Source organism: Photobacterium ganghwense, from assembly GCF_017329545.1.
GTDB classification, from domain to species: domain Bacteria; phylum Pseudomonadota; class Gammaproteobacteria; order Enterobacterales; family Vibrionaceae; genus Photobacterium; species Photobacterium ganghwense.
On record NZ_CP071325.1, the window covers coordinates 637655 to 657775 of the forward strand.

The following is a 20121-nucleotide window of genomic DNA, read 5'->3' on the forward strand; positions in this document are numbered from 1 at the left end:
GCGGTGAGTGCTTTGGGCTATAATCATCACTTTGTTTTACAATCCTCAATTGCTGGTTAGTCATGGCAGAACCTCGTTTTATTCATCTTCGCGTCCACAGTGATTTCTCTATGGTCGACGGCCTGTCCAAGGTGCCACCGCTGGTTAAAGCTGTGGCCCAGATGGGCATGCCGGCGATGGCACTGACGGATTTCACCAACCTGTGTGGTCTGGTGAAGTTTTACTTTGCTGCCCACGGCGCTGGGATGAAGCCGATTATCGGGGCTGATTTTAAAGTGCAGTCCGAAGAAATGGGCGACGAGCTGTTTGATCTGACTATTTTGGCGGCCGACAACGACGGTTACAAAAACCTGACTCTGTTGATCTCGGAAGCCTATCAGCGAGGCCATGTGCAGCACATGCCGGTAATTGACAAAGACTGGCTGGTGAACCACAAACAGGGGTTGATTCTGCTGTCCGGCGGGAAAACCGGTGATGTGGGTAAGGCGCTGCTCAAAGGCAACCAGCAACTGCTCAACAAATGCGTCAGCTTTTATCAGGAGCACTTCCCGGATGCGTATTACCTTGAGCTGGTGCGGACCGGCCGGCCGGATGAAGAAGCTTACCTGCACTTTGCCATTGAGCTGGCGGAAAATGTCGGCTTGCCGGTGGTGGCCACCAATGACGTGCGTTTCCTGACCCCGGATAAATTCGATGCCCACGAAATCCGGGTGGCGATTCACGATGGCTACACGCTGGCAGATCCTAACCGGCCGAGACTCTACAGTGAGCAGCAGTATCTGCGCAGTGAAGAGGAAATGTGCGAGCTGTTTGCCGACATTCCTGAGGCGCTGGAAAACTCCGTAGAGATTGCCAAGCGCTGTAACGTCACTGTGCGTCTGGGCGAATATTTCCTGCCGAATTTCCCGACCGGCGATCTCAGCACCGAAGACTTCCTGGTGAAAAAATCCAGAGAGGGCCTGGAGCGCCGTCTAGAGTTCCTGTTCCCGGATGAGGAAGAGCGGGCCAAACGTCGTCCAGAGTATGATGAGCGTCTGGAAATTGAACTGGACGTTATCAACCAGATGGGATTCCCGGGCTACTTCCTGATCGTAATGGAGTTCATCCAGTGGTCGAAGGACAACGGGGTGCCGGTGGGGCCGGGCCGGGGTTCGGGTGCCGGTTCGCTGGTGGCTTATGCGCTGGACATCACCGATCTGGATCCGCTGGAATTTGACCTGCTGTTCGAACGCTTCCTGAACCCGGAGCGGGTATCGATGCCCGACTTCGATATCGATTTCTGTATGGACAAGCGGGATCTGGTCATCGATCACGTGGCCGAAATGTACGGCCGTGATGCGGTATCCCAGATCATTACGTTTGGTACCATGGCTGCGAAGGCGGTTATCCGTGACGTGGGCCGGGTACTGGGGCACCCATACGGCTTTGTGGATCGGATCTCCAAACTGGTACCGGCAGAGCCGGGGATGACGTTGGCGAAGGCGTTTGAAGCTGAGCCGCAGTTGCCGCAGATTTATGAGTCTGACGAAGAGGTCAAAGACCTCATCGACATGTGCCGGGTGCTGGAAGGGGTGACCCGGAACGCCGGTAAACACGCCGGGGGGGTTGTGATTTCGCCTACGGCGATCACGGATTTTGCGCCGCTGTACTGTGACGCAGAAGGTCATCACCCGGTGACCCAGTTCGACAAGAATGACGTCGAAACTGCCGGTCTGGTGAAGTTCGACTTCCTCGGCCTGCGTACCCTGACCATCATTGACTGGGCGTTGGGGATGATCAACCCGCGTCTGGAGCTGCTGGGGCAAGAACCCATAAACATAGCCGCGATTCCGATGGACGATGCCAAGTCGTTTGCCATGCTGCAGCGTTCGGAATCCACCGCGGTATTCCAGCTTGAATCCCGTGGGATGAAAGATCTGATCAAGCGCCTGCAGCCGGACTGCTTTGAAGACATGATCGCACTGGTGGCCCTGTTCCGTCCGGGTCCGTTGCAATCGGGCATGGTAGATAACTTTATCGACCGTAAGCACGGCCGGGAAGCGATTTCCTACCCGGATGAAAAGTGGCAGCACGAGTCGCTCAAAGAAATTCTCGATCCGACCTACGGCATCATCCTGTACCAGGAACAGGTGATGCAGATTGCTCAGGTTCTGGCGGGCTATACCCTGGGTGGCGCGGACTTGCTGCGTCGTGCTATGGGTAAGAAAAAGCCGGAAGAGATGGCCAAGCAACGGGCGATCTTCGAAGAGGGGGCGATTAACAACGGCATCGACGGTGAGCTGGCGATGCGTATTTTCGACCTGGTGGAAAAATTTGCCGGCTACGGCTTTAACAAATCCCACTCCGCAGCGTACGCCCTGGTGTCATACCAGACGCTGTGGCTGAAAGCCCATTATCCGGCCGAGTTCATGGCTGCGGTAATGACCGCGGATATGGATAACACCGATAAAATCGTTGGTCTGGTGGACGAGTGCCACCGGATGAAACTCCAACTGCTGCCGCCGGATGTGAACAAGGGGCTGTACCGTTTCAACGTCGATGACAACGGGGCCATTGTATACGGTATCGGTGCGGTGAAAGGGGTTGGTGAAGGCCCGATTGAAAATATCATTTCGGCGCGGGAAAAAGGCGGTCACTTCAAGGATCTGTTCGATTTCTGTGCCCGTATTGACACCAAGAAGGTGAACAAGCGAGTACTGGAGCGGCTGATCAAATGTGGCGCGATGGATCGTCTGGGACCGAACCGTGCCGCGATGATGGCCTCGTTGGATGACGCCCTGCGAGCAGCCAGCCAGCACCATCAGGCGGAAGCCTTTGGCCAGGTTGACATGTTCGGCGTACTGACCGAAGCGCCGGAAGAAGTCGAACACGCTTACGCCAATATCCCGGAATGGCCGGATAAAGTCTGGCTGGAAGGCGAGCGGGAGACGTTGGGTCTGTACCTGACCGGCCACCCGATCAATGCCTATCAGAAAGAGCTGAAGCATTACACGACCTGGCGTCTGAAAGATGCTCAGCCGACCGGGCGTGATAAAGTTGCCACCGTTGCCGGGCTGGTGATTGCTGCCCGGGTGATGACGACCAAGCGTGGAACGCGCATCGGGATTTTAACGCTTGATGACCGTACCGGACGGATGGAAGTCATGTTATTCTCTGAAGCGCTTGAACGGCACCTAGATCTGATTGAAAAAGATAAGATTCTGGTGGTATCCGGACAGGTCAGCTTTGATGATTTTAATGGTGGCCTTAAAATGTCTGCCCGTGAAGTGCTGGATATCTCAGATGCCCGAGAAAAGCACCTGCGTGGACTTGCTATCTCAGTCACTGAGAGGCAAATTGATGAACAGTTTTTTGAGCGTTTCAGCAAAGTGCTGGAACCCCATCGGGCAGGGACTGTCCCTGTTAACGTGTATTATCAGCGCTCGAACGCGCGTGCCAAGCTGACCCTGGGGACAGAGTGGCGCGTTACCCCGGCAGATCAACTCATTACCGATCTAAAAATATTGCTGGGTGAGAAGCAAGTCGAGCTTGAGTTTAATTAATGAAGCCATAATTATTGGCATTTGAATAATTATGAGCAAAAGGATTGAAGTGGTATGAGCCTGAACTTCCTTGAATTTGAACAGCCGATTGCTGAGCTGGAAGCGAAAATTGAAGCACTGCGTGACGTGTCGCGCCGTGATGAATCAGCATCGGTTGATTTAGATAAAGAAATTGAGCAACTGGAATCAAAAAGCCTGGAGCTGACCAAAAAGATTTTTGGTGATCTGGGTGCATGGCAGGTTGCCCAGCTGGCGCGTCATCCACAGCGTCCGTACACGTTTGATTATGTCGAGCACATGTTCACCGAGTTCGATGAGCTGGCGGGTGACCGTGCGTTTGCTGATGACAAAGCGCTGGTTGGCGGGTTGGCTCGCCTGGACGGCCGTCCTGTGATGGTGATTGGTCACCAGAAAGGCCGCGAGACCAAAGAAAAGGTACTGCGTAACTTCGGCATGCCAAAGCCGGAAGGTTACCGTAAAGCCCTGCGTCTGATGAAAATGGCTGAGCGTTTCAACATGCCAATCATCACCTTCATTGACACCGCAGGTGCTTACCCGGGTGTAGGTGCGGAAGAGCGCGGCCAGTCTGAAGCGATTGCCAAAAACCTGAAAGAGATGGCTGGCCTGACCGTGCCGGTGATTTGTAACGTGGTTGGTGAAGGCGGTTCCGGTGGCGCACTGGCGATCGGTGTGGGCGATTGCGTGAACATGCTGCAATACTCGACTTACTCTGTAATTTCACCGGAAGGCTGTGCGTCTATCCTGTGGCGTGACTCCGACAAGGCCCCACAAGCGGCGGAAGCGATGGGTATGACAGCCCCTCGTCTGAAAGAGCTGGAGCTGATCGACAACGTGATCGAAGAGCCTCTGGGCGGTGCGCACCGCAACGTGGTGGCAACGGCCGAAAGCCTGAAGCAGCAAATTCTGGCGACGCTGGAAGAGCTGGATCAGATGGATACCGAAACGCTGCTGGAGCGTCGCTACCAGCGTCTGATGAGCTACGGCTACTGCTGAGTGTCATGAGTGGAAATCTGAGCCACTCAGGGAGTGCATTCATTTCGGTTGATGTAACTTTATAATTGAATGCTTCCTCAGAAACAGAATCGACGTAAACGGGTCAGCCTGAACAGGCTGGCCCGTTTTGTTTTGTGCTGCGGCTAACTGACCGGGCTTGGTATACTTCCCCGCAGGTATCAGGCTGGCAAATTATCAGGCGGAAAATCAGATATGTTGTATTCCAGGCTCAGAACCCGGCTCAAGGCCAGGTTGCAGGCTAATGATGGCGCTGCCTCGCGCATCGTTCTGGCATTCAGTGGCGGGTTGGACTCCCGGGTTCTGCTGCATCTGCTCGGTCGCTTTCAGACGGAGCATCCCGACGTTGTCTGCCTGGCTGTTCATGTCCACCACGGATTAAGCCGCCATGCCGATGACTGGGCGCAGCAATGCTTAAACTGGGCGGATGACGCCGGGATCGCCTGCCGGATTGAGCGGGTAACGTTGCAGCTGGGCAACCGGCTCAGCCTTGAACAACAGGCCAGAGAAGCACGCTATCAGGCGCTGGCTCACCACCTTCGTCCGGGAGATCTGCTGCTGACGGCGCAGCATGCCGATGATCAGCTGGAAACGGTATTACTGGCGCTGAAACGGGGGAGTGGCCCGGCGGGACTGGCGGCGATGCCTGAGGCGATGGCATTTGCCGATGGTATCCATTTACGTCCCTTGCTCGATTGCCCGCGCGATGAACTGGCTGCGTATGCGTACCGCCATGGTCTGGAGTGGGTTGAGGACGAAAGCAACCAGGATGAACGCTTTGACCGGAATTTCTTGCGTCATCAGATCGCCCCGAAGCTGGCTGAGCGCTGGCCGGGCATCCGCAAGGCTGTGGCCCGCAGTGCGGCACTGTGTGGCGAACAGGAAGCGCTACTGCAAGAACTGCTGGCAGATAAGCTGAATGCGGCGCTGGCTCCCGATCACAGCCTCTGTGTGGCCGGTTTAGGCAGTGCACTGCAGGGCAAAGCCCTGATTCGCCAGTGGCTGGCTGGCCAAAAAGTCAGAATGCCGAGCAAAGCCCAGCTTGATCAAATCTGGGAGAGCGTGGTGCAGGCCAGGGAAGATGCCAATCCGTGCCTGAAAACGGAGGGCTATGAGGTGCGTCGTTTCCAGCAGCGTCTGTACCGGGTTGCGTCTTGGCCTGAACTGACGGATAGCCGGATACCATGTTCATTGGGAACGCCTTGCCAGCTGCCACAGGATTTGGGCTCGCTGACGCTGAGCCCGGCGGCCAATGGCTGTTTGCGCCTGCCGCGTGCCGATGAGCCGGTTTCGATCCGGTTTGAGCCTGCTGGACTGCATGTGCAACCGCTTGGGCGAGTCGGCAAGCGCAAGCTCAAAAAGCTGTTTCAGGAATACGGTGTGCCAAGCTGGAACCGGCGCCGGACACCCTTGGTGTTTTACGGTGAAGAACTGGCGGCAGTGGCCGGGCTGTTCGTGGTGAGCGGTTTTGAAGGACGGGAGTGTGACCTGAAGTGGCACAATTGACCATTCTATATGCAATGCAAGCTGAAAAAAGGCACAATGAAAATGCGTTTTCTGGCAGTGGTTTTCAGAAAACAGTATGGATATCAGAAAAATAAGAAGAGGACCTGATGAAGAAAGTTCTTGCATTGACCCTGTTAGCAACTGTGATGTCTGCCCCGTCCCTGGCGGCTGGTGATGCCGAGGCCGGGAAAGCTAAGGCTGCCGTGTGTGCGGCCTGCCACGGTGCCGATGGCGTAGCCATGATTCCGGGATACCCGAACCTGAAAGGCCAGAATGAGCAGTACCTGGTCAGCGCCCTGAAGGCGTATAAAAACAAGGAACGCAACGGTGGCATGGCGGCAGTCATGCAGCCTCAGGCTGCGATGCTGAGTGACACCGATATGGTTAACGTAGCGGCTTATTTCTCGCAAATGAAGTAACGCTGGCCTGGTAGGCACATAGCTTGCCGACCCAATCTGGAGCGCACTGCGGATCGTCGCGATCTTCAGTGCGTTTTTTTATAGCTGCAAGGTGGCACGCGATTTCCTGCTGGTTGGTTATCTTTTGTCCAATCAGATTTTCTGCAGTTGCGAAATAACGCAGTTAATATTATTGTACTAGCACGCTGATACATTAGGTGCGAGTTTATGGCAGGAAATAGAGAACATTTTGGCTCACGGATGGGGTTTATTCTGGCGGCAGCTGGTGCCGCTGTTGGGCTTGGAAACATTTGGGGGTTCCCAACCCAAGCCGCGAGCAATGGGGGCGGGGCATTTTTGTTGGTGTACCTGCTGATGATCCTGGTGGTGGCTTTCCCGATGCTGATTGTGGAAATGGCTATCGGGCGTCACGGTCAGGCCAACCCGATTGACAGTATGCGCAGCCTGTCTGCCAATCCGCTGGCCAAGAAAGCCGGCGCGGTGGTGGGCAGCATCGGGTTAATGGTGCCATGTCTGGTGCTGGCGTTTTACAGTATCGTTGCCGGATGGCTGATCACGTTTCTGCTGGCAGCCATTACCGATATTATCGGTCTGCAGGCGGCGACTGAGTGGCTGAAAGGATTCTCTGTTTCCCGTAATCTTTTTGGTGCGGCCATCTTTTATCTGCTGACGATTATGATCGTCCAGAGCGGGGTAAAGCAGGGAATTGAAAAATGGTCAACCCGACTGATGCCGGCCTTGTTTGTGCTGTTTGGCTTGATGTTCCTTTACATCATGACACAGGACGGCGCGATGGAAGGACTGAAGCATTACCTGGTACCGGATTTCAGCAAAGTACTGGAGCCGAAACTGTTGCTGGCCGCGATGGGGCAAGGTTTCTTTTCACTGACGATCGGTGGCTGTTCCATGCTGATTTACGGCTCATACCTGAGTAAACAGGAAAACCTGCCGAAAATGGCCATGAGTGTGACGCTGGTGGATACCGCGGTGGCGTTCATTGCGGGTCTGGTTGTGCTGCCGGCGATGTTTGTCGCGATGCAGAAAGGCGTGGCGATTTACGCTGAAGATGGGTCACTGCTCAGTTCAGATACACTAGTGTTCACTGTGCTGCCGATGCTGTTTGACAGCCTGGGATTTGTCGGCCAACTGCTGGCGGTCGTGTTCTTTGTACTGATGACGATTGCGGCGCTGACCTCGTCCATTTCGATGCTGGAATGCCCGGTGGCACTGGTGAGTGAACGTTTTGACACAGCCCGTAAACCGACCAGTTGGGTGTTGGGCGGTGTGATTGCTCTGTTCAGTGCGGTAATCATCTTTAACTTCGGCGCACTGTTCGGCTTGGTTGCTACCGTAGCAACCCAGTACTTCCAACCGGTTGCGGCACTGTTGTTTACCTTATTTGGTGGCTGGGTATGGTCTCGCCACAGCAAGCTGAAGGAACTCAGCGAAGGCTGTCCAGATCTGGAGCGTAGCCTGTTCTGGAAAATCTGGCCGCTGTACCTGAAAGTGGTGTGTCCGATTTTGGTTGCTACCGTCCTGTACGCCTCTTTCAGTTAGACGCTCTGGGCAGTTAGCCGCCCTGAATAGTTAGCCGCCCTGAACAGTTGGCCACTCAGGGGAGTGAGCTAGCTTGAGACGGCGGGTTAGTACGAGAGTTAATGCATTAAAAATTGACTATCAAAAACGGAAGCCTTGGCTTCCGTTTTTTGTTGGGGAATTGCCTGCCGAGCCGTATGCGGTAGCTCAATGCAACCGTTAAATTACTGCAGTGATGGTCGGTGGTGTGGCTAGTTGGGGCTTAGCGAAACTGTTTTGCTTCTGGCAGATAATCAAACCCGGCCGCCGCCAGCTTGGCGACCAGCAGGTCTTTATCAATGTCGTAGTAGCGGACCAAGGCATCAAGATCACCGAATTCGTCGCGGATTTTCATGTTCACGATGCTCATCAGCATCACCGGATCCATCTTTTCAAAGTTACTCAGGTTCATTACGCGTCCTCGTGATCACTCATCAGAAGATTTGCCGCCGCAAAGGCCGCTTTTTCCCGCATGTCCTGCGGCAGTGTGTCATTGGCCGCAATGTCATTCAATGCCAGTACTGCACAGTGGATGGCATTCGGGATATAGCCCAGCTCGCCGCCGCCAATCTGGGCATAGGTCATTCGAACCAACTCGCAACAATCATAGACTTTCATGGTTTGTACCTTAATCAAATGCATCGAAAATAGGGTTTTCGTCTGCCAGCGCTGCCTGAAGGAAGAGGAAAGCCCACTTTGATTGGATTCTCTCACTATACCAAACTCGGTTTGGGAAAGTCAGTGGGGTTATTTGCCGCGTTTATGGGCGTAAAGCTGGCGATCGGCACGATCGACCAGAGTGGTGCTGCTATCGCCATGACGGTAGGAGGTGTAGCCGCATGAGCAGCCAATATTCAACGGGCGCAAAATCGGGTCGTCGCTGATCATTTGCTCGACGCGGTAATAGACCTGAAGCGCGGACTCGTCGGTGGCCGGTTGCAGCAGCACCGCAAACTCGTCGCCGCCGATTCGGTAGCAGCGGTCAGAGGCACGGACGGATTTTTTGAGTAACTGGCTGAACTGTCGAATCACTTTGTCGCCATCAGGGTGGCCAAACCGATCATTAACCTGCTTGAAGTTATCGAGGTCAAACAACACCAGCACCAGGCCGACATTACGGCGTTCGCTCATCGCAATGGCCTGACTGACATCCTGCTCGAAGCAGCTGCGGTTGCCTAGACCTGACAGGTAATCCTGCAGGGCCATGTTTTTTACGCGGCGGTACTCAATGGCATTCATCAGTGGCCCGGCAAACAGGCGGTGATAAGTATGCAGCAGGCTGATTTCATCGTTGTCCAGCGGGTAGGGCGTAATGTACTGCAACTTGCCCAGTTCGTGCTGACTAAAACGCAGTAAAAAGGTTTTTCGGTGCTCGGTGGCGGGGCCTCGTCGGATCGGCAAGGTGGTGTTGTCACACTCCCATACCAGACGGCTGATATCGATCTGTTTCTCGACTTCCCGGGTGAAGATTTCAAACAGCAGCGCTAAATCCAGTTTTCCCTGCAGCTTCTGCAAGATCAGCAGACGTTGATCAGCACCAAGTGGTTTAGCCCTTGGTTTGCTGTGTTGTTCTGCGATCAGTTTCTTCCGTAGGATCGGATCCATATCAGCGCTATAGAGGAGTTAAGAGGCTTACTATAGGCAATAATGAGCCTATTTCAATAGATTAAGCGAAAAATCTCTTATTAATTCACTGAGTTAGTTTAAAAAATTGCGCAAGATCGCTTCTTTTTCCTGGGCGTCATCGTACCCCATTTTGATCAGGGCGCGCACGTAGGCGGGTTCGAACAGAATATAGCTGGTGATCGCAGCGTCATCCCGCGGACTGAGTCCGGTCAGCCGCATCAGGGCCCGAGCCATGGGAGGTAAGTGACTGTAATAGCGGCGGGCTAACGGTTCAAACGACTCGCTGGGATAGAGATGGACGTGTTCTATCACGCGCATTCCCTGTTCGCGGCGGGCGTCTTGAGGCAAGCTGGCCAGCAGGGAGTTCGTCCGTGACAGGTTTTCCAGATCTGCCGTCAGGGTATCACTGAAAATGGTGTCCATCAGGTGGCCGCCCAGAGCGGCCAGACCCGGGGCACTGGTTTGATCCGCTTGCTGCAGTTTCTGGTTGATCAGGTCAATGATCAGGATTTTATCTGCTCCCATTTTCAGTGACGGGCGCAGCGGTGCCAGCTGGTGGATGGAGCCGTCACCGTAGTAAGCGCGGCCGATCCGGGTAGCGGGAAACACCAGCGGGATCGCAGAAGAGGCCATCAGGTGATCGGTGGTCAGCATCGCTCGACGGCCTTTCGATTTGGCTCTGTCCCACTCGCGAATTTCCTTCTGACCCTGAAAAAAACTGACGGAATGACCGCTCTTGTAGCTTGAGGCTGTGATGGAAATACCGTGCAGATTACCGGCTGCGATCTGGGTTTCCAGCCGCTGATAGTTATTGACCTGATTGAGCAGGTGGCGCAGCGGACGGTTGTTGAGCAAGCCAAACGGCGGGCGTTCGTGATAGGAAGATTGCAGTCGGGCCATACCTTGCCCCAGCAGATAGCTACTCATGCCAAGCGAGCTGGCGGCAAAAATGCGGCGGCTGTGCAGACGCGACCAGATCCACTCCAGCTTTTTGACTCCCAGCCGAAAGCAGGAAGCATAACTGGCAATAGAAATGGCATTAATGGCGCCGGCTGAAGTGCCGCAGTAAATGGCAAACGGGCTGTGGTGAACACGGGGATACCACTCCGAAATGGCTTTCAGAACCCCGACCTGATACGCCGCCCTGGCTCCACCGCCAGTCAGCAATAAACTGATTTTTGGCTTATCCTTTGCCATGGCAATCCCTTTGTTACTGCTTTGCTATAACTATATCCCTTTTTGTTCTAATGGGTAACCCTACCTGTCCGGAATGGGGCCACGGAAGCAGAAACAAAAAAGCCTCCCGTTCGGGAGGCTTAGCAACAGACCCTGAAGATAAACAGGGACAATCAGAACCGGATTAAGCCAGTTTCTGTTTGATGAACTCAACGATGTCAGTCACAGCCACACCTTCTTTGGTGCCGGCACGACGGTCTTTGTATTCCATCTCGCCGTTTTCCAGGCTGCGGTTACCGATCACGATGGTGTGCGGAATACCGATTAGCTCGTGGTCAGCAAACATAACACCCGGACGTTCGTTACGATCGTCGAACAGGACTTCGATACCGGCTGCGGTCAGTTCCGCGTACAGCTTCTCAGCGGCATCGCGTACTTCTTCAGACTTCGCCATGTTCATCGGAACGATAGACACGTGGAACGGTGCAATGGCGTCAGGCCAGATGATACCGTTTTCGTCATTGTTCTGCTCAATCGCAGCGGCAACCACACGGGTACAACCGATACCGTAACAGCCCATTTCCATGATGACGTTTTTGCCGTCCGGACCAAGCACTGACGCGTTCATCGCTGCTGAGTAGTTGTTACCCAGCTGGAAGATGTGACCTACTTCGATACCGCGTTTCAGCATCAGGGTACCTTTACCGCATGGGCTTGGATCACCTTCAACAACGTTGCGCAGATCTTCAACCTGACCCAACTCAACATCACGGCCCCAGTTGATGCCGAAGTAGTGCTTACCGTCAATGTTCGCACCAGCACCGAAGTCGCTCATTACCGCCACAGAGCGGTCAACGATGAATGGGACTGGCAGGTTTACCGGACCCAGTGAGCCAGGACCTGCGTTAACCAGGGCACGGATCTCTTCTTCAGTCGCGAATTCCAGCGGAGACGCTACGCAAGACAGGTTTTCTGCCTTGATTTCGTTCAGCTCGTGGTCGCCGCGGATGATCAGGGCAATCAGCTCAGCTTCAACGTCATCCGATGCTTTCACAAACAGAGTTTTAACGGTTTTCTCGATAGCAATATCGAATTGCTCAACCAACTCAGCGATGGTTTTCGCGTCTGGCGTGTCAACCAGCGTCATTTCCATCGTTGGTGCCGCACGCTCGGTGGCCGGTGCCAGGGCTTCAGCTTTCTCGATGTTGGCCGCGTAATCAGACTCGGTCGAGAATGCAATCAGGTCTTCACCGCTCTCAGCCAGCACGTGGAACTCGTGTGAGCCGGAGCCACCGATAGAACCGGTGTCAGCCAGTACCGGACGGAAGTCCAGACCCATGCGGTTGAAGATATTGCAGTATGCCTGATGCATGGTTTCGTAAGTTTCAACCAGGCTTTCTTTGTCCAGGTGGAAAGAGTAGGCATCTTTCATGATGAACTCACGAGAACGCATCACACCAAAACGCGGACGGACTTCATCACGGAATTTGGTCTGGATCTGATACAGGTTCAGCGGCAGCTGCTTGTATGAGCGAACTTCGTTGCGAACCATGTCGGTGATCACTTCTTCGTGCGTCGGACCCAGCACAAACGGTCGGTCGTGACGGTCAGCAATACGCAGCAGCTCGGGGCCGAATTTGTCCCAGCGACCTGTTTCTACCCACAACTCTGAGGGCTGAACCACGGGCATTAGCGTTTCGACTGCACCTGCTTTGTTCATTTCGTCACGAACAATATTTTCGACCTTACGCAGAACACGCAGACCTGTAGGTAGCCAGGTGTATAGACCTGAAGCCAGCTTACGGATCATACCTGCACGTAGCATCAGCTGATGACTGACGATTTCTGCGTCGTTTGGAGTCTCCTTCAGTGTTGAAAGAAGATATTTACTGGTACGCATTGATGGTATCCGTTGGTTGAGATGAAAATAAAGTGATTCGGGAATGCCCCGAACGCCAGTATTGGCGGTAACCGCATATACTACCAGCCATTTGCCGGTTCGCCAAAGAGAACAGCCGTATTGCCCGTTATTTTCGGATGGGTTTATCCAGGGCTGTGACCGTCACCCGATCGTTTAGGACGATAAATTTAACGTTATAGTCGAAAAGGTGAACCGCGTACTCTTTTTCGTCCTGTTTGCCTTTTTTATAAGCCGGACGCGGATCCTGCGCCAGCACTTCTTCAATGACCGCACGCTGTCGCGCCAGTTGTTTTCCCGTTAGCTGGCGTTCCGCCTGTTCACTGAACTCGACGGCCAGAGTGTCTGGTTGATCATGGGCAAATCCCCCGCGAGCCTGAGTCAGGCTATCGGAGTAGGGGATGTAGGGCTTGATATCAATGATTGGCGTGCCGTCGACCAGATCGACGCCGCCGAGATCAAGGATCACATCACTGCCTTTCTGGCGAACGCCCAGCAGCTCCACCGCGGACATGCCAATGCCATTCGGACGGAAGGTGGCCCGGCTGGCAAACACGCCGATACGCTCATTTCCGCCCAGACGCGGAGGCCTGACGGTCGGCCGCCAACCGGCTTCCAGATTCTGATCAAACAGGAAAAGCAGCCACAAGTGGCTGAATTGCTCAATCCCTCTGACAGCCTCAATGGCGTTGGCTTCTCCTTGCAGGATCAGCTCGGAGCGGGCACTGGGTACCAGACCTGGCTGACGCGGGACGGCAAATTTTTCTTTGTATGGAGAGCGGATCACTCCGACTGGGGAAATCTGATAATTCATAGATTGCTTGGGTTGCACAACATGAAGCAGACGATAGCACAAAATAGTACTTGATCTTTTGTTGAGAATTGATGTCAAATATTACGTTATAACATAACAATTATTGGTAGGGACAAGCTAACTCGTTTGGTCACCAGCAAGCTGCGTTACTACCAGTAGCGCTAATCGCTGTAGCGCCAATACCGGTTTGCTAATACAGCCTCGTCAAATAAGCGTTGTGGAATTCGTTGACTAACAGGAGAACAACATGAAACCCGGCATCCATCCGGAATACCGAAAAGTGGTATTTCACGACACCAGTGTTGATCAGTACTTTGTGATTGGCTCAACCCTGAAAACTGATCGCACTATTGAATGGGAAGACGGCAACACCTATCCGTACTTCACACTGGATGTGTCTTCCGCTTCGCATCCGTTTTATACCGGTAAGCAACGTGTGGTCAGCAGTGAAGGGCGCATGGCGCACTTTAACCGCCGTTTTGGTCGTTTCGGGGCGAAACAGGAGAATCAGGAATGAAAGTGCTCAGCTCACTCAAAAGTGCGAAACAGCGCCATCGTGATTGTCAGGTTGTGAAGCGGCGCGGGCGTATTTATGTGATTTGTAAATCCAACCCACGCTTCAAGGCTGTGCAGGGACGCCGTAAAAAGCGCTAGTGGCCAGTGACAAATAAAAAAGCCCCTGTCAGACAGGGGCTTGATTCGATGGGAGGTTTTGACTGGCGATATTACCAGCCTTTAACGATCCCGCCGTTGAAGATTTCCATCGCTGCGTTGTAAACCGCATCAGACTGGTAGGCTTTCACGAAAGTTTGCACGTTCTCTGCATTGACGTTGTCCTGACGCGCCACAATCAGGTTGACGTATGGTGATTCTTTGTCTTCCACAAAGATGCCGTCTTTTTCCGGCGTCAGATTGATGCTGCTGGCATAAGTGTTATTGATAATCGCCAGTTGAACGTCATCCAGCGAGCGCGGCAGTTGCGCGGCTTCCAGTTCAACAATTTTCAGGTTCTTAGGGTTTTCAACAACATCCAGTACCGTGGCCGTCAGGCCAACACCGTCTTTCAGCTTCAATAGCCCTTGTTGTTGCAGCAGCAGCAGAGAGCGGCCCAGGTTTGTTGGATCGTTTGGCACAGCCACCTGATCACCGTCGTTCAGCTCCGCAATGGACTTGATTTTGCTTGAGTAAGCCGCAATCGGGTAGACAAAGGTGTTACCGGCAACGGCGAACTTGTAGCCGCGGTCGGCAATTTGCTGATCCAGGTATGGCTTATGCTGGAAGGCGTTGGCGTCAATTGACCCTTCTTCCAGTGCGGCGTTTGGTGAAACGTAATCAGTGAAAGTGATCAGCTCAACATCCAGACCGTATTTGTCTTTGGCTTCTTTTGCAGCCACTTCTGCCACCTGGGCTTCGGCACCGGCCATCACCCCAATTTTCACTTTGTTTGTAGCGGTGGCTTCTTTTTCGCCACAACCGGTCAGCACCAGCGCAGAGGCAAGGCCGGCAACGGCAAACAAGTTCTTCAAATTAAACGCCATGTTACTTCTCCTTAGAATTGGGGTTTTCCGTAATACTAGTTGTTAATTATGTTTGGTGTTGATTGTGTGCTTGGTGTTGATCGTGTGGCTGTGATGATTAACGGTGGTCCACGCGTTTCACCAGGTGATCGCCCAATGATTGAATGAGCTGCACTAAGATGACCAGTAGTACAACCGTAATCAGCATGACCGTGCCGTCAAAGCGCTGGTAACCGTAGCGAATACCGACATCGCCCAGGCCGCCACCACCCACGGTACCTGCCATGGCAGAGTAGCTGACCAGTGTCACCAGGGTGATGGTCACAGCATTGATGATGCCAGGCAAAGCTTCCGGCAGCAGCACTTTGCTGATGATCTGGCGCGGTGTTGCCCCCATTGCTTGGGCGGCTTCAATCAGGCCCGATGGGACTTCCAACAGCGCTCCTTCAACCAGACGGGCGATAAACGGAATCGCGCCCACGGTAAGCGGAACAATCGCGGCGGCGGTACCGATGGAGCTGCCGACCAGAAAACGGGTAAATGGTATGATCGCTACCAACAGGATAATAAAGGGGATAGAACGACCAATATTGGTAATGGTGCCCAGTACTTTATTGAGGGTTGGGTTGGCCAGCAGGCCGCCTTCTTTGGTCAGGTGGAGCGCGACACCGACCGGAATCCCGACCAGAAAGCCAATCAGACCAGAGGCAAAGACCATAACCAGAGTTTGGCCCAGCGCCTGAATAAGCAGATCAATCAGACGCTCGTTAGTCGTCCACCATTGTGCAATCGATTCAAGCAACATAACCCAGTACCTCTACATTCACTTTGTGATCACGAAGGAAGGCAATGGCTTGTTCCGCTGCCTGCTCGGTGCCGAAGATCTCGGCCAGCATCAATCCAAATTTGACGCCTCCGGCGTAATCCATGTCTGAGCTCATGATGCTGATATCGATGTTGAACTCACGGGCAATCTGGGAAATCAGCGGGGCATCAACAGACTCGCCAGTAAATTCCAGACGTACCAGCGGGTAACTGTTTTCAACCCGATGTTCTACCAGGCGAGTGCGATATTCTTCCGGAATGGACAGATCCAGCGTGGAACGGATGAACTCACGCGCCAGGTCGGTTTTCGGATGGGCAAAGATGTCACCCACCGGACCTTTCTCAACCAGCTCACCGCCGCCGATGATAGCCACTTCAGAACAGATATTTTTCACCACGTCCATTTCGTGTGTAATCAGCAGGATCGTCAGGTCCAGCTTACGGTTAATTTCTTTTAGCAGAGCCAGAATAGATTGTGTCGTGGCCGGGTCCAGGGCGCTGGTGGCTTCATCACACAGCAGCACTTTCGGATCGGAGGCCAGAGCCCGGGCAATCGCCACACGCTGTTTCTGACCACCACTCAGGTTGGCCGGATACACATCTCGTTTGTCTGTAAGGCCAACCAGTGCCAGCAATCCTTCCACTTTGGCTTTGATCTCGGCTTTTGGGGTGCCAGCCAGCTCCAGAGGAAGGGCTATATTGGCAAAAACGGTGCGCGAGGCCAGCAGGTTAAAATGTTGGAAGATCATGCCGATTTTGCGGCGTGCCTGAGTCAGTTCCTGATTCGAAAGTTGGGTAAGATCAACGCCGTCGACAACCACGTGTCCGCTGGTTGGCTTTTCCAACAAGTTGACGCAACGGATCAGGGTACTTTTGCCGGCACCGGATGCGCCGATGACCCCAAAAATAGTGCCTTGTTCAATCTTCAGGTTGATATCACGCAGGGCGTGGATCTCCCTTTCCCCTTGATAGAACACTTTGTTAACTCTGCTTATTTCTATCATTCTTCTTCCTGAATCATATTGCGTCAGTCGGTAAACCGATGCTGACGACGACCAATATTTTGTTATGTTATTTGCTGTCTTTGCATCATGTTAACGAGGTGTGTCATAAAATGACTAATCGTATCGTTTGACTTGATGCTATGGGTTAACATAAATGAAGTCAATAGATATTTTTACGTCTGGACGGCTAAACGGCTTTATTTCTGGATTTCCCAATTTTGGCAGCAATTCCGGCGTAAGAAGGATGGCTAAAATGGGGATAAAGCAGATGAATCCCGGTGCCAGCCGTGCCATAATTCGAGACATTGACACAAACTTCGAATAACAGAGGGCTGACGCTTGGCCAAACCAGCAGTTTTTATCGACCGTGATGGCGTGATTAATATCGATCGCGGTTATGTTCATACCGTAGATGATTTCGAATATGTCGAAGGCGTATTTGAGGCCTGTAAGAAGCTGAAAGCGATGGGCTATCTACTTGTGCTGGTGACGAACCAGGCGGGCATTGCTCGCGGCATGTATACCGAAGATGAGTTCCTGACCCTGACTGAATGGATGGACTGGAACTTTGTGGACAACGGGGTAGAGTTTGACGGTATTTACTATTGCCCGCATCACCCGACCGAAGGTCAGGGTGACTACCTGCAGGACTGTAACTGCCGCAAGCCAAAACCGGGTATGTTCATTTCTGCGCGCGATTTTCTGAAAATCGATATGGCCAACTCTGTCATGATTGGTGATAAGACCGACGACATGCTGGCAGCACAGGCGGCTGACGTAGGAACCCGAGTGCTGGTACGCACCGGTAAACCGGTCACGGAAGAAGGCACTCAGTTGGCCGATGCCGTTCTGGACAGTATTGCCGATGTACCTGGCTGGCTGGCAGCACGCTAACGAAAGTATTCTCTGGTTGGGCTTAGCCCGCTGTAAAAGGTCGCTCAGGCGGCCTTTTTTGTTTTCTAAGGCGGGAAAAAAGGCATTCGCACCAGCGACTGGCTGTGACGAAATGGCGCGCCGGATTCAGGGTAGTGGGAGAGCGTATTGGTTGCAGCGATACATTCGGCACTGAAATCATGCCGGGTTAGCGGCAGATGTTTTCTTTATTTAGGAATCAGGGATAGGTGTATCGGGTGCCAAGAGTCAGTGAATTAGTGAGTTAGTGAATTTGGCTAAAATGCGTACAAATTTGCCATCTTGAAATAACAAAATAATGCTGCGTTTAAAGGGTTTTTATTAAGCTATTGAAAAATATTGAAATAAATTTTGGCACGCGAGCTGCAATACCTGTTTTGCACCACCAAGCCATTCTGGCTGACACCACAAAGCATAAGCACAGCATAAACAGGAGAACACTATGAATACGATCGCGAAGCACTTATTGGTCACTTTGTCTTTGGTACTGGCATGGCAAGCGCATGCAACCGAACAAGAGGCAGGGCCCGGTGTTCTGACGTTGGATAAAGCACAGTGGCATGCTGAACTGGATGAGACCATGCAGGCCCAGAAGCGCAGTGTTCTGAATTCGCTAACCCATGAACAATCTGCCCAACTGAAAGCTTCAGCCTTGGACAGCAACAGTATGATGATTGCCGATGTTGAGCAACTTCACTTGCAACAGCAGCTGAGTCAGCCGGACGCACACAGCGAAACCAAAGCGATTTTGGTCAGTACCCGTAAACTAATGCCGGAGCAGACACCCTAACTTGGCCTCTGCTGTCGGTAGCAGTGTGAAGGCGGTAGGCCTTGTGAAATCGCATGAGCGCATGGTGTTAAAGATGAAACGGCTTGGTGGGGCTGTCCGGTCGTGACATCAACCGCGCGGAGAGAAAAAAAGGGAAGCGGATGCTTCCCAAAACCGTGTGACTGACTCACACATAGATCACAGGTTAGAGTGGGTAAGCCCGCCCCGAGCGAGACGGGCAAAAAGTAAAAGTATGAATATCAGCTTTGCTCTTGCAGGAAGGCAATCCACGGACTGGCCATGGCTTTCATTTCCTGAGACTGCGCTGCAGTTTTCATGGCTTGCAGGGCATTACCCGGCTGGTTCAGCTCGAAATATGCCATGCCTTGCAGGTAGGCCAGCTCAGCACGATCATTGCCAGAGGCATTGCCTGCCGCATTCTGGGTAAACTGCGTTGCTTGCTTAAACTGTTTAGCCTGAAGCATCAGACGTACAATCATCAGCTGGTTTTTCGCCGTTGGCTTAAAGTCATAGGCTTTACGATAAGCCACAATGGCTTCGTCCAACTCTTTGGCCTGATGCCAGAAGCTGCCCAGTCGTTCCAGATTATCCTGCGTGTTGGCGATTCTGCCTTTGGCCATTTCCGTTTCAAGCAGTTTGGCAGCCCGGTATGGAATACCACGGTAGGCCAGGAAGTTGACCAGACGCATCAGCTCTTTTTCATCTTCCAGCAGGCCCATTTTGTACGCCATTTCCAGTGTTGCCAAAGAGTTACGCTCTTGGTTCAGTTCCATGTACACCCCGGACAGCTGCATCCAGTACTGTTTCTTGGCTGGATACTTCGTCGTCAGGGTTCTCAGGACTTCCGCCACACTTTTCAGCTGGCCCAATTCATAATGAGAGGCCATCAGTAGCAGATACCAGGACTCACTGGGCGTTTTGCTCATCGCGATGGCTTGCTTCGTCGGCGGAATCGCATTGCGATAATCTTCCAGCTGAACATAAGCACTGGCCAGGGTGATGTAAGCATGTGCCTGTGGTTTTTCACCGGTTGTCTTGGCAACATCAAACCACTCTTTCATGGTCTGGACTGACTGCTTGTACTTTTCCTCGGCCAGATACAGCTGTGCGAGGCTGTAACGAACTTGTTGTGCGACCGGTACCGGCAGCGCATCCATCTTCAGGGCGTCGGAGAAGTACTTGGCGGCTTTGGGATAGTTATCCTTCAGCGAGTACAGAAAGCCCATCTGCTGAAGCAGCACAGCACGATCGTATTTACGCGAATTCGTGCCTTCCAGTGCGCCGTTCAGTTTTTCGATAGCCTCACTGTAACGTTCCGTAGCAATCAGTTCCTGTACTTTATTGACCGTTCGGAAAGTGCGATCACTGAGCTCCGGGCTCTCTGCGGCCATAGCCGGTGCCGCAAGGGCACCGGTTACCAGAATCAGCGAAGCCAGCAGGTGTTGATAATATTTTGGCATTGTTG

Annotated in this window: 19 protein-coding genes; 9 read left to right on the top strand and 10 right to left on the bottom strand. The window is 53.0% G+C overall.

Annotated features, from left to right (window positions below; translation table 11 throughout):
• Positions 1–62: 62 nt before the first annotated feature.
• The 5 genes from dnaE to FH974_RS03165 all read left to right on the top strand — a co-directional run bounded on the left by dnaE (position 63) and on the right by FH974_RS03165 (position 8056).
• A complete protein-coding gene (gene dnaE, locus FH974_RS03145) occupies positions 63–3542 on the top strand; it encodes a DNA polymerase III subunit alpha (RefSeq protein WP_207103483.1) in 3480 nt (1159 codons plus the stop codon).
• A 54-nt stretch (positions 3543–3596) separates the two neighbouring features.
• Positions 3597–4556, top strand: a complete 960-nt coding sequence (accA, locus tag FH974_RS03150; protein WP_047883166.1) for an acetyl-CoA carboxylase carboxyl transferase subunit alpha — start codon at positions 3597–3599, stop codon at positions 4554–4556.
• 213 nt (positions 4557–4769) lie between these two features.
• Complete coding sequence (gene tilS, locus FH974_RS03155; protein WP_084712413.1) at positions 4770–6080, top strand: tRNA lysidine(34) synthetase TilS; 1311 nt, start codon at positions 4770–4772, stop codon at positions 6078–6080.
• Between the two features lie 107 nt (positions 6081–6187).
• Entirely contained in the window at positions 6188–6499 is a 312-nt protein-coding gene (locus FH974_RS03160; protein WP_047883165.1) for a c-type cytochrome, read from the top strand.
• A 207-nt stretch (positions 6500–6706) separates the two neighbouring features.
• Entirely contained in the window at positions 6707–8056 is a 1350-nt protein-coding gene (locus tag FH974_RS03165) for a sodium-dependent transporter (protein WP_047883164.1), read from the top strand.
• A 241-nt stretch (positions 8057–8297) separates the two neighbouring features.
• On the opposite strand, the gene FH974_RS03170 is transcribed toward FH974_RS03165, so the two are convergent.
• From FH974_RS03170 to tsaA, 6 genes are all read right to left on the bottom strand, one after another.
• The gene (locus tag FH974_RS03170) at positions 8298–8486 is read right to left on the bottom strand and encodes a DUF4250 domain-containing protein (RefSeq protein ID WP_047883163.1); all 189 of its coding nucleotides are present in this window, start codon (positions 8484–8486) and stop codon (positions 8298–8300) included.
• The gene (locus FH974_RS03175) at positions 8486–8692 is read right to left on the bottom strand and encodes a YaeP family protein (protein ID WP_047883162.1); all 207 of its coding nucleotides are present in this window, start codon (positions 8690–8692) and stop codon (positions 8486–8488) included. The genes FH974_RS03170 and FH974_RS03175 overlap by 1 nt, the downstream gene beginning before the upstream one ends.
• A 129-nt stretch (positions 8693–8821) precedes the next feature.
• Positions 8822–9679 carry a GGDEF domain-containing protein gene (locus FH974_RS03180; RefSeq protein WP_047883161.1) on the bottom strand — a complete coding sequence of 286 codons (858 nt, stop codon included), beginning with the start codon at positions 9677–9679 and terminating at the stop codon, positions 8822–8824.
• Between the two features lie 93 nt (positions 9680–9772).
• The gene (locus tag FH974_RS03185) at positions 9773–10897 is read right to left on the bottom strand and encodes a patatin-like phospholipase family protein (protein WP_047883160.1); all 1125 of its coding nucleotides are present in this window, start codon (positions 10895–10897) and stop codon (positions 9773–9775) included.
• A gap of 163 nt (positions 10898–11060) precedes the next feature.
• Complete coding sequence (locus tag FH974_RS03190) at positions 11061–12776, bottom strand: proline--tRNA ligase (RefSeq protein ID WP_207103484.1); 1716 nt, start codon at positions 12774–12776, stop codon at positions 11061–11063.
• A gap of 127 nt (positions 12777–12903) precedes the next feature.
• A complete protein-coding gene (gene tsaA / locus FH974_RS03195; protein ID WP_207103485.1) occupies positions 12904–13608 on the bottom strand; it encodes a tRNA (N6-threonylcarbamoyladenosine(37)-N6)-methyltransferase TrmO in 705 nt (234 codons plus the stop codon).
• Between the two features lie 247 nt (positions 13609–13855).
• Here tsaA and FH974_RS03200 point away from each other — a divergent pair, with 247 nt between their 5' ends.
• Positions 13856–14125 (top strand): type B 50S ribosomal protein L31, encoded by a 270-nt coding sequence (locus tag FH974_RS03200; protein WP_047883157.1) that lies wholly within the window; start codon positions 13856–13858, stop codon positions 14123–14125.
• The gene (gene ykgO / locus FH974_RS03205; RefSeq protein ID WP_047883156.1) at positions 14122–14262 is read left to right on the top strand and encodes a type B 50S ribosomal protein L36; all 141 of its coding nucleotides are present in this window, start codon (positions 14122–14124) and stop codon (positions 14260–14262) included. The genes FH974_RS03200 and ykgO overlap by 4 nt, the downstream gene beginning before the upstream one ends.
• A 71-nt stretch (positions 14263–14333) precedes the next feature.
• On the opposite strand, the gene FH974_RS03210 is transcribed toward ykgO, so the two are convergent.
• The 3 genes from FH974_RS03210 to metN all read right to left on the bottom strand — a co-directional run bounded on the left by FH974_RS03210 (position 14334) and on the right by metN (position 16954).
• On the bottom strand, positions 14334–15146 hold the full coding sequence (locus tag FH974_RS03210; protein ID WP_207103486.1) for a MetQ/NlpA family lipoprotein: 813 nt from the start codon (positions 15144–15146) through the stop codon (positions 14334–14336).
• Positions 15147–15243: 97 nt separating this feature from the next.
• On the bottom strand, positions 15244–15930 hold the full coding sequence (locus tag FH974_RS03215; RefSeq protein ID WP_047883154.1) for a methionine ABC transporter permease: 687 nt from the start codon (positions 15928–15930) through the stop codon (positions 15244–15246).
• The gene (metN, locus tag FH974_RS03220) at positions 15920–16954 is read right to left on the bottom strand and encodes a methionine ABC transporter ATP-binding protein MetN (protein ID WP_047883153.1); all 1035 of its coding nucleotides are present in this window, start codon (positions 16952–16954) and stop codon (positions 15920–15922) included. Before metN ends, FH974_RS03215 begins: the two co-directional genes overlap by 11 nt.
• 339 nt (positions 16955–17293) lie before the next feature.
• Here metN and gmhB point away from each other — a divergent pair, with 339 nt between their 5' ends.
• Positions 17294–17848 (top strand): D-glycero-beta-D-manno-heptose 1,7-bisphosphate 7-phosphatase, encoded by a 555-nt coding sequence (gmhB, locus tag FH974_RS03225; protein WP_047883152.1) that lies wholly within the window; start codon positions 17294–17296, stop codon positions 17846–17848.
• Between the two features lie 460 nt (positions 17849–18308).
• Positions 18309–18656, top strand: coding sequence for a hypothetical protein (locus FH974_RS03230; RefSeq protein ID WP_047883151.1), 348 nt, complete (start codon positions 18309–18311; stop codon positions 18654–18656).
• Positions 18657–18895: 239 nt separating this feature from the next.
• On the opposite strand, the gene FH974_RS03235 is transcribed toward FH974_RS03230, so the two are convergent.
• The gene (locus tag FH974_RS03235; protein ID WP_207103487.1) at positions 18896–20116 is read right to left on the bottom strand and encodes a tetratricopeptide repeat protein; all 1221 of its coding nucleotides are present in this window, start codon (positions 20114–20116) and stop codon (positions 18896–18898) included.
• Positions 20117–20121 lie beyond the last annotated feature (5 nt).

Bases quoted from the DNA above. Each gene is read 5' to 3' on its own strand.
- FH974_RS03170 (WP_047883163.1), bottom strand. From the start codon at position 8,486: ATGAACCTGAGTAACTTTGAAAAGATGGATCCGGTGATGCTGATGAGC.
- FH974_RS03200 (WP_047883157.1), top strand. From the start codon at position 13,856: ATGAAACCCGGCATCCATCCGGAATACCGAAAAGTGGTATTTCACGAC.
- metN (WP_047883153.1), bottom strand. From the start codon at position 16,954: ATGATAGAAATAAGCAGAGTTAACAAAGTGTTCTATCAAGGGGAAAGG.
- FH974_RS03190 (WP_207103484.1), bottom strand. From the start codon at position 12,776: ATGCGTACCAGTAAATATCTTCTTTCAACACTGAAGGAGACTCCAAAC.
- tilS (WP_084712413.1), top strand. From the start codon at position 4,770: ATGTTGTATTCCAGGCTCAGAACCCGGCTCAAGGCCAGGTTGCAGGCT.
- ykgO (WP_047883156.1), top strand. From the start codon at position 14,122: ATGAAAGTGCTCAGCTCACTCAAAAGTGCGAAACAGCGCCATCGTGAT.
- tsaA (WP_207103485.1), bottom strand. From the start codon at position 13,608: ATGAATTATCAGATTTCCCCAGTCGGAGTGATCCGCTCTCCATACAAA.
- FH974_RS03180 (WP_047883161.1), bottom strand. From the start codon at position 9,679: ATGGATCCGATCCTACGGAAGAAACTGATCGCAGAACAACACAGCAAA.
- FH974_RS03165 (WP_047883164.1), top strand. From the start codon at position 6,707: ATGGCAGGAAATAGAGAACATTTTGGCTCACGGATGGGGTTTATTCTG.
- FH974_RS03210 (WP_207103486.1), bottom strand. From the start codon at position 15,146: ATGGCGTTTAATTTGAAGAACTTGTTTGCCGTTGCCGGCCTTGCCTCT.
- dnaE (WP_207103483.1), top strand. From the start codon at position 63: ATGGCAGAACCTCGTTTTATTCATCTTCGCGTCCACAGTGATTTCTCT.
- FH974_RS03160 (WP_047883165.1), top strand. From the start codon at position 6,188: ATGAAGAAAGTTCTTGCATTGACCCTGTTAGCAACTGTGATGTCTGCC.
- accA (WP_047883166.1), top strand. From the start codon at position 3,597: ATGAGCCTGAACTTCCTTGAATTTGAACAGCCGATTGCTGAGCTGGAA.
- FH974_RS03215 (WP_047883154.1), bottom strand. From the start codon at position 15,930: ATGTTGCTTGAATCGATTGCACAATGGTGGACGACTAACGAGCGTCTG.
- FH974_RS03230 (WP_047883151.1), top strand. From the start codon at position 18,309: ATGAATACGATCGCGAAGCACTTATTGGTCACTTTGTCTTTGGTACTG.
- FH974_RS03235 (WP_207103487.1), bottom strand. From the start codon at position 20,116: ATGCCAAAATATTATCAACACCTGCTGGCTTCGCTGATTCTGGTAACC.
- FH974_RS03185 (WP_047883160.1), bottom strand. From the start codon at position 10,897: ATGGCAAAGGATAAGCCAAAAATCAGTTTATTGCTGACTGGCGGTGGA.
- FH974_RS03175 (WP_047883162.1), bottom strand. From the start codon at position 8,692: ATGAAAGTCTATGATTGTTGCGAGTTGGTTCGAATGACCTATGCCCAG.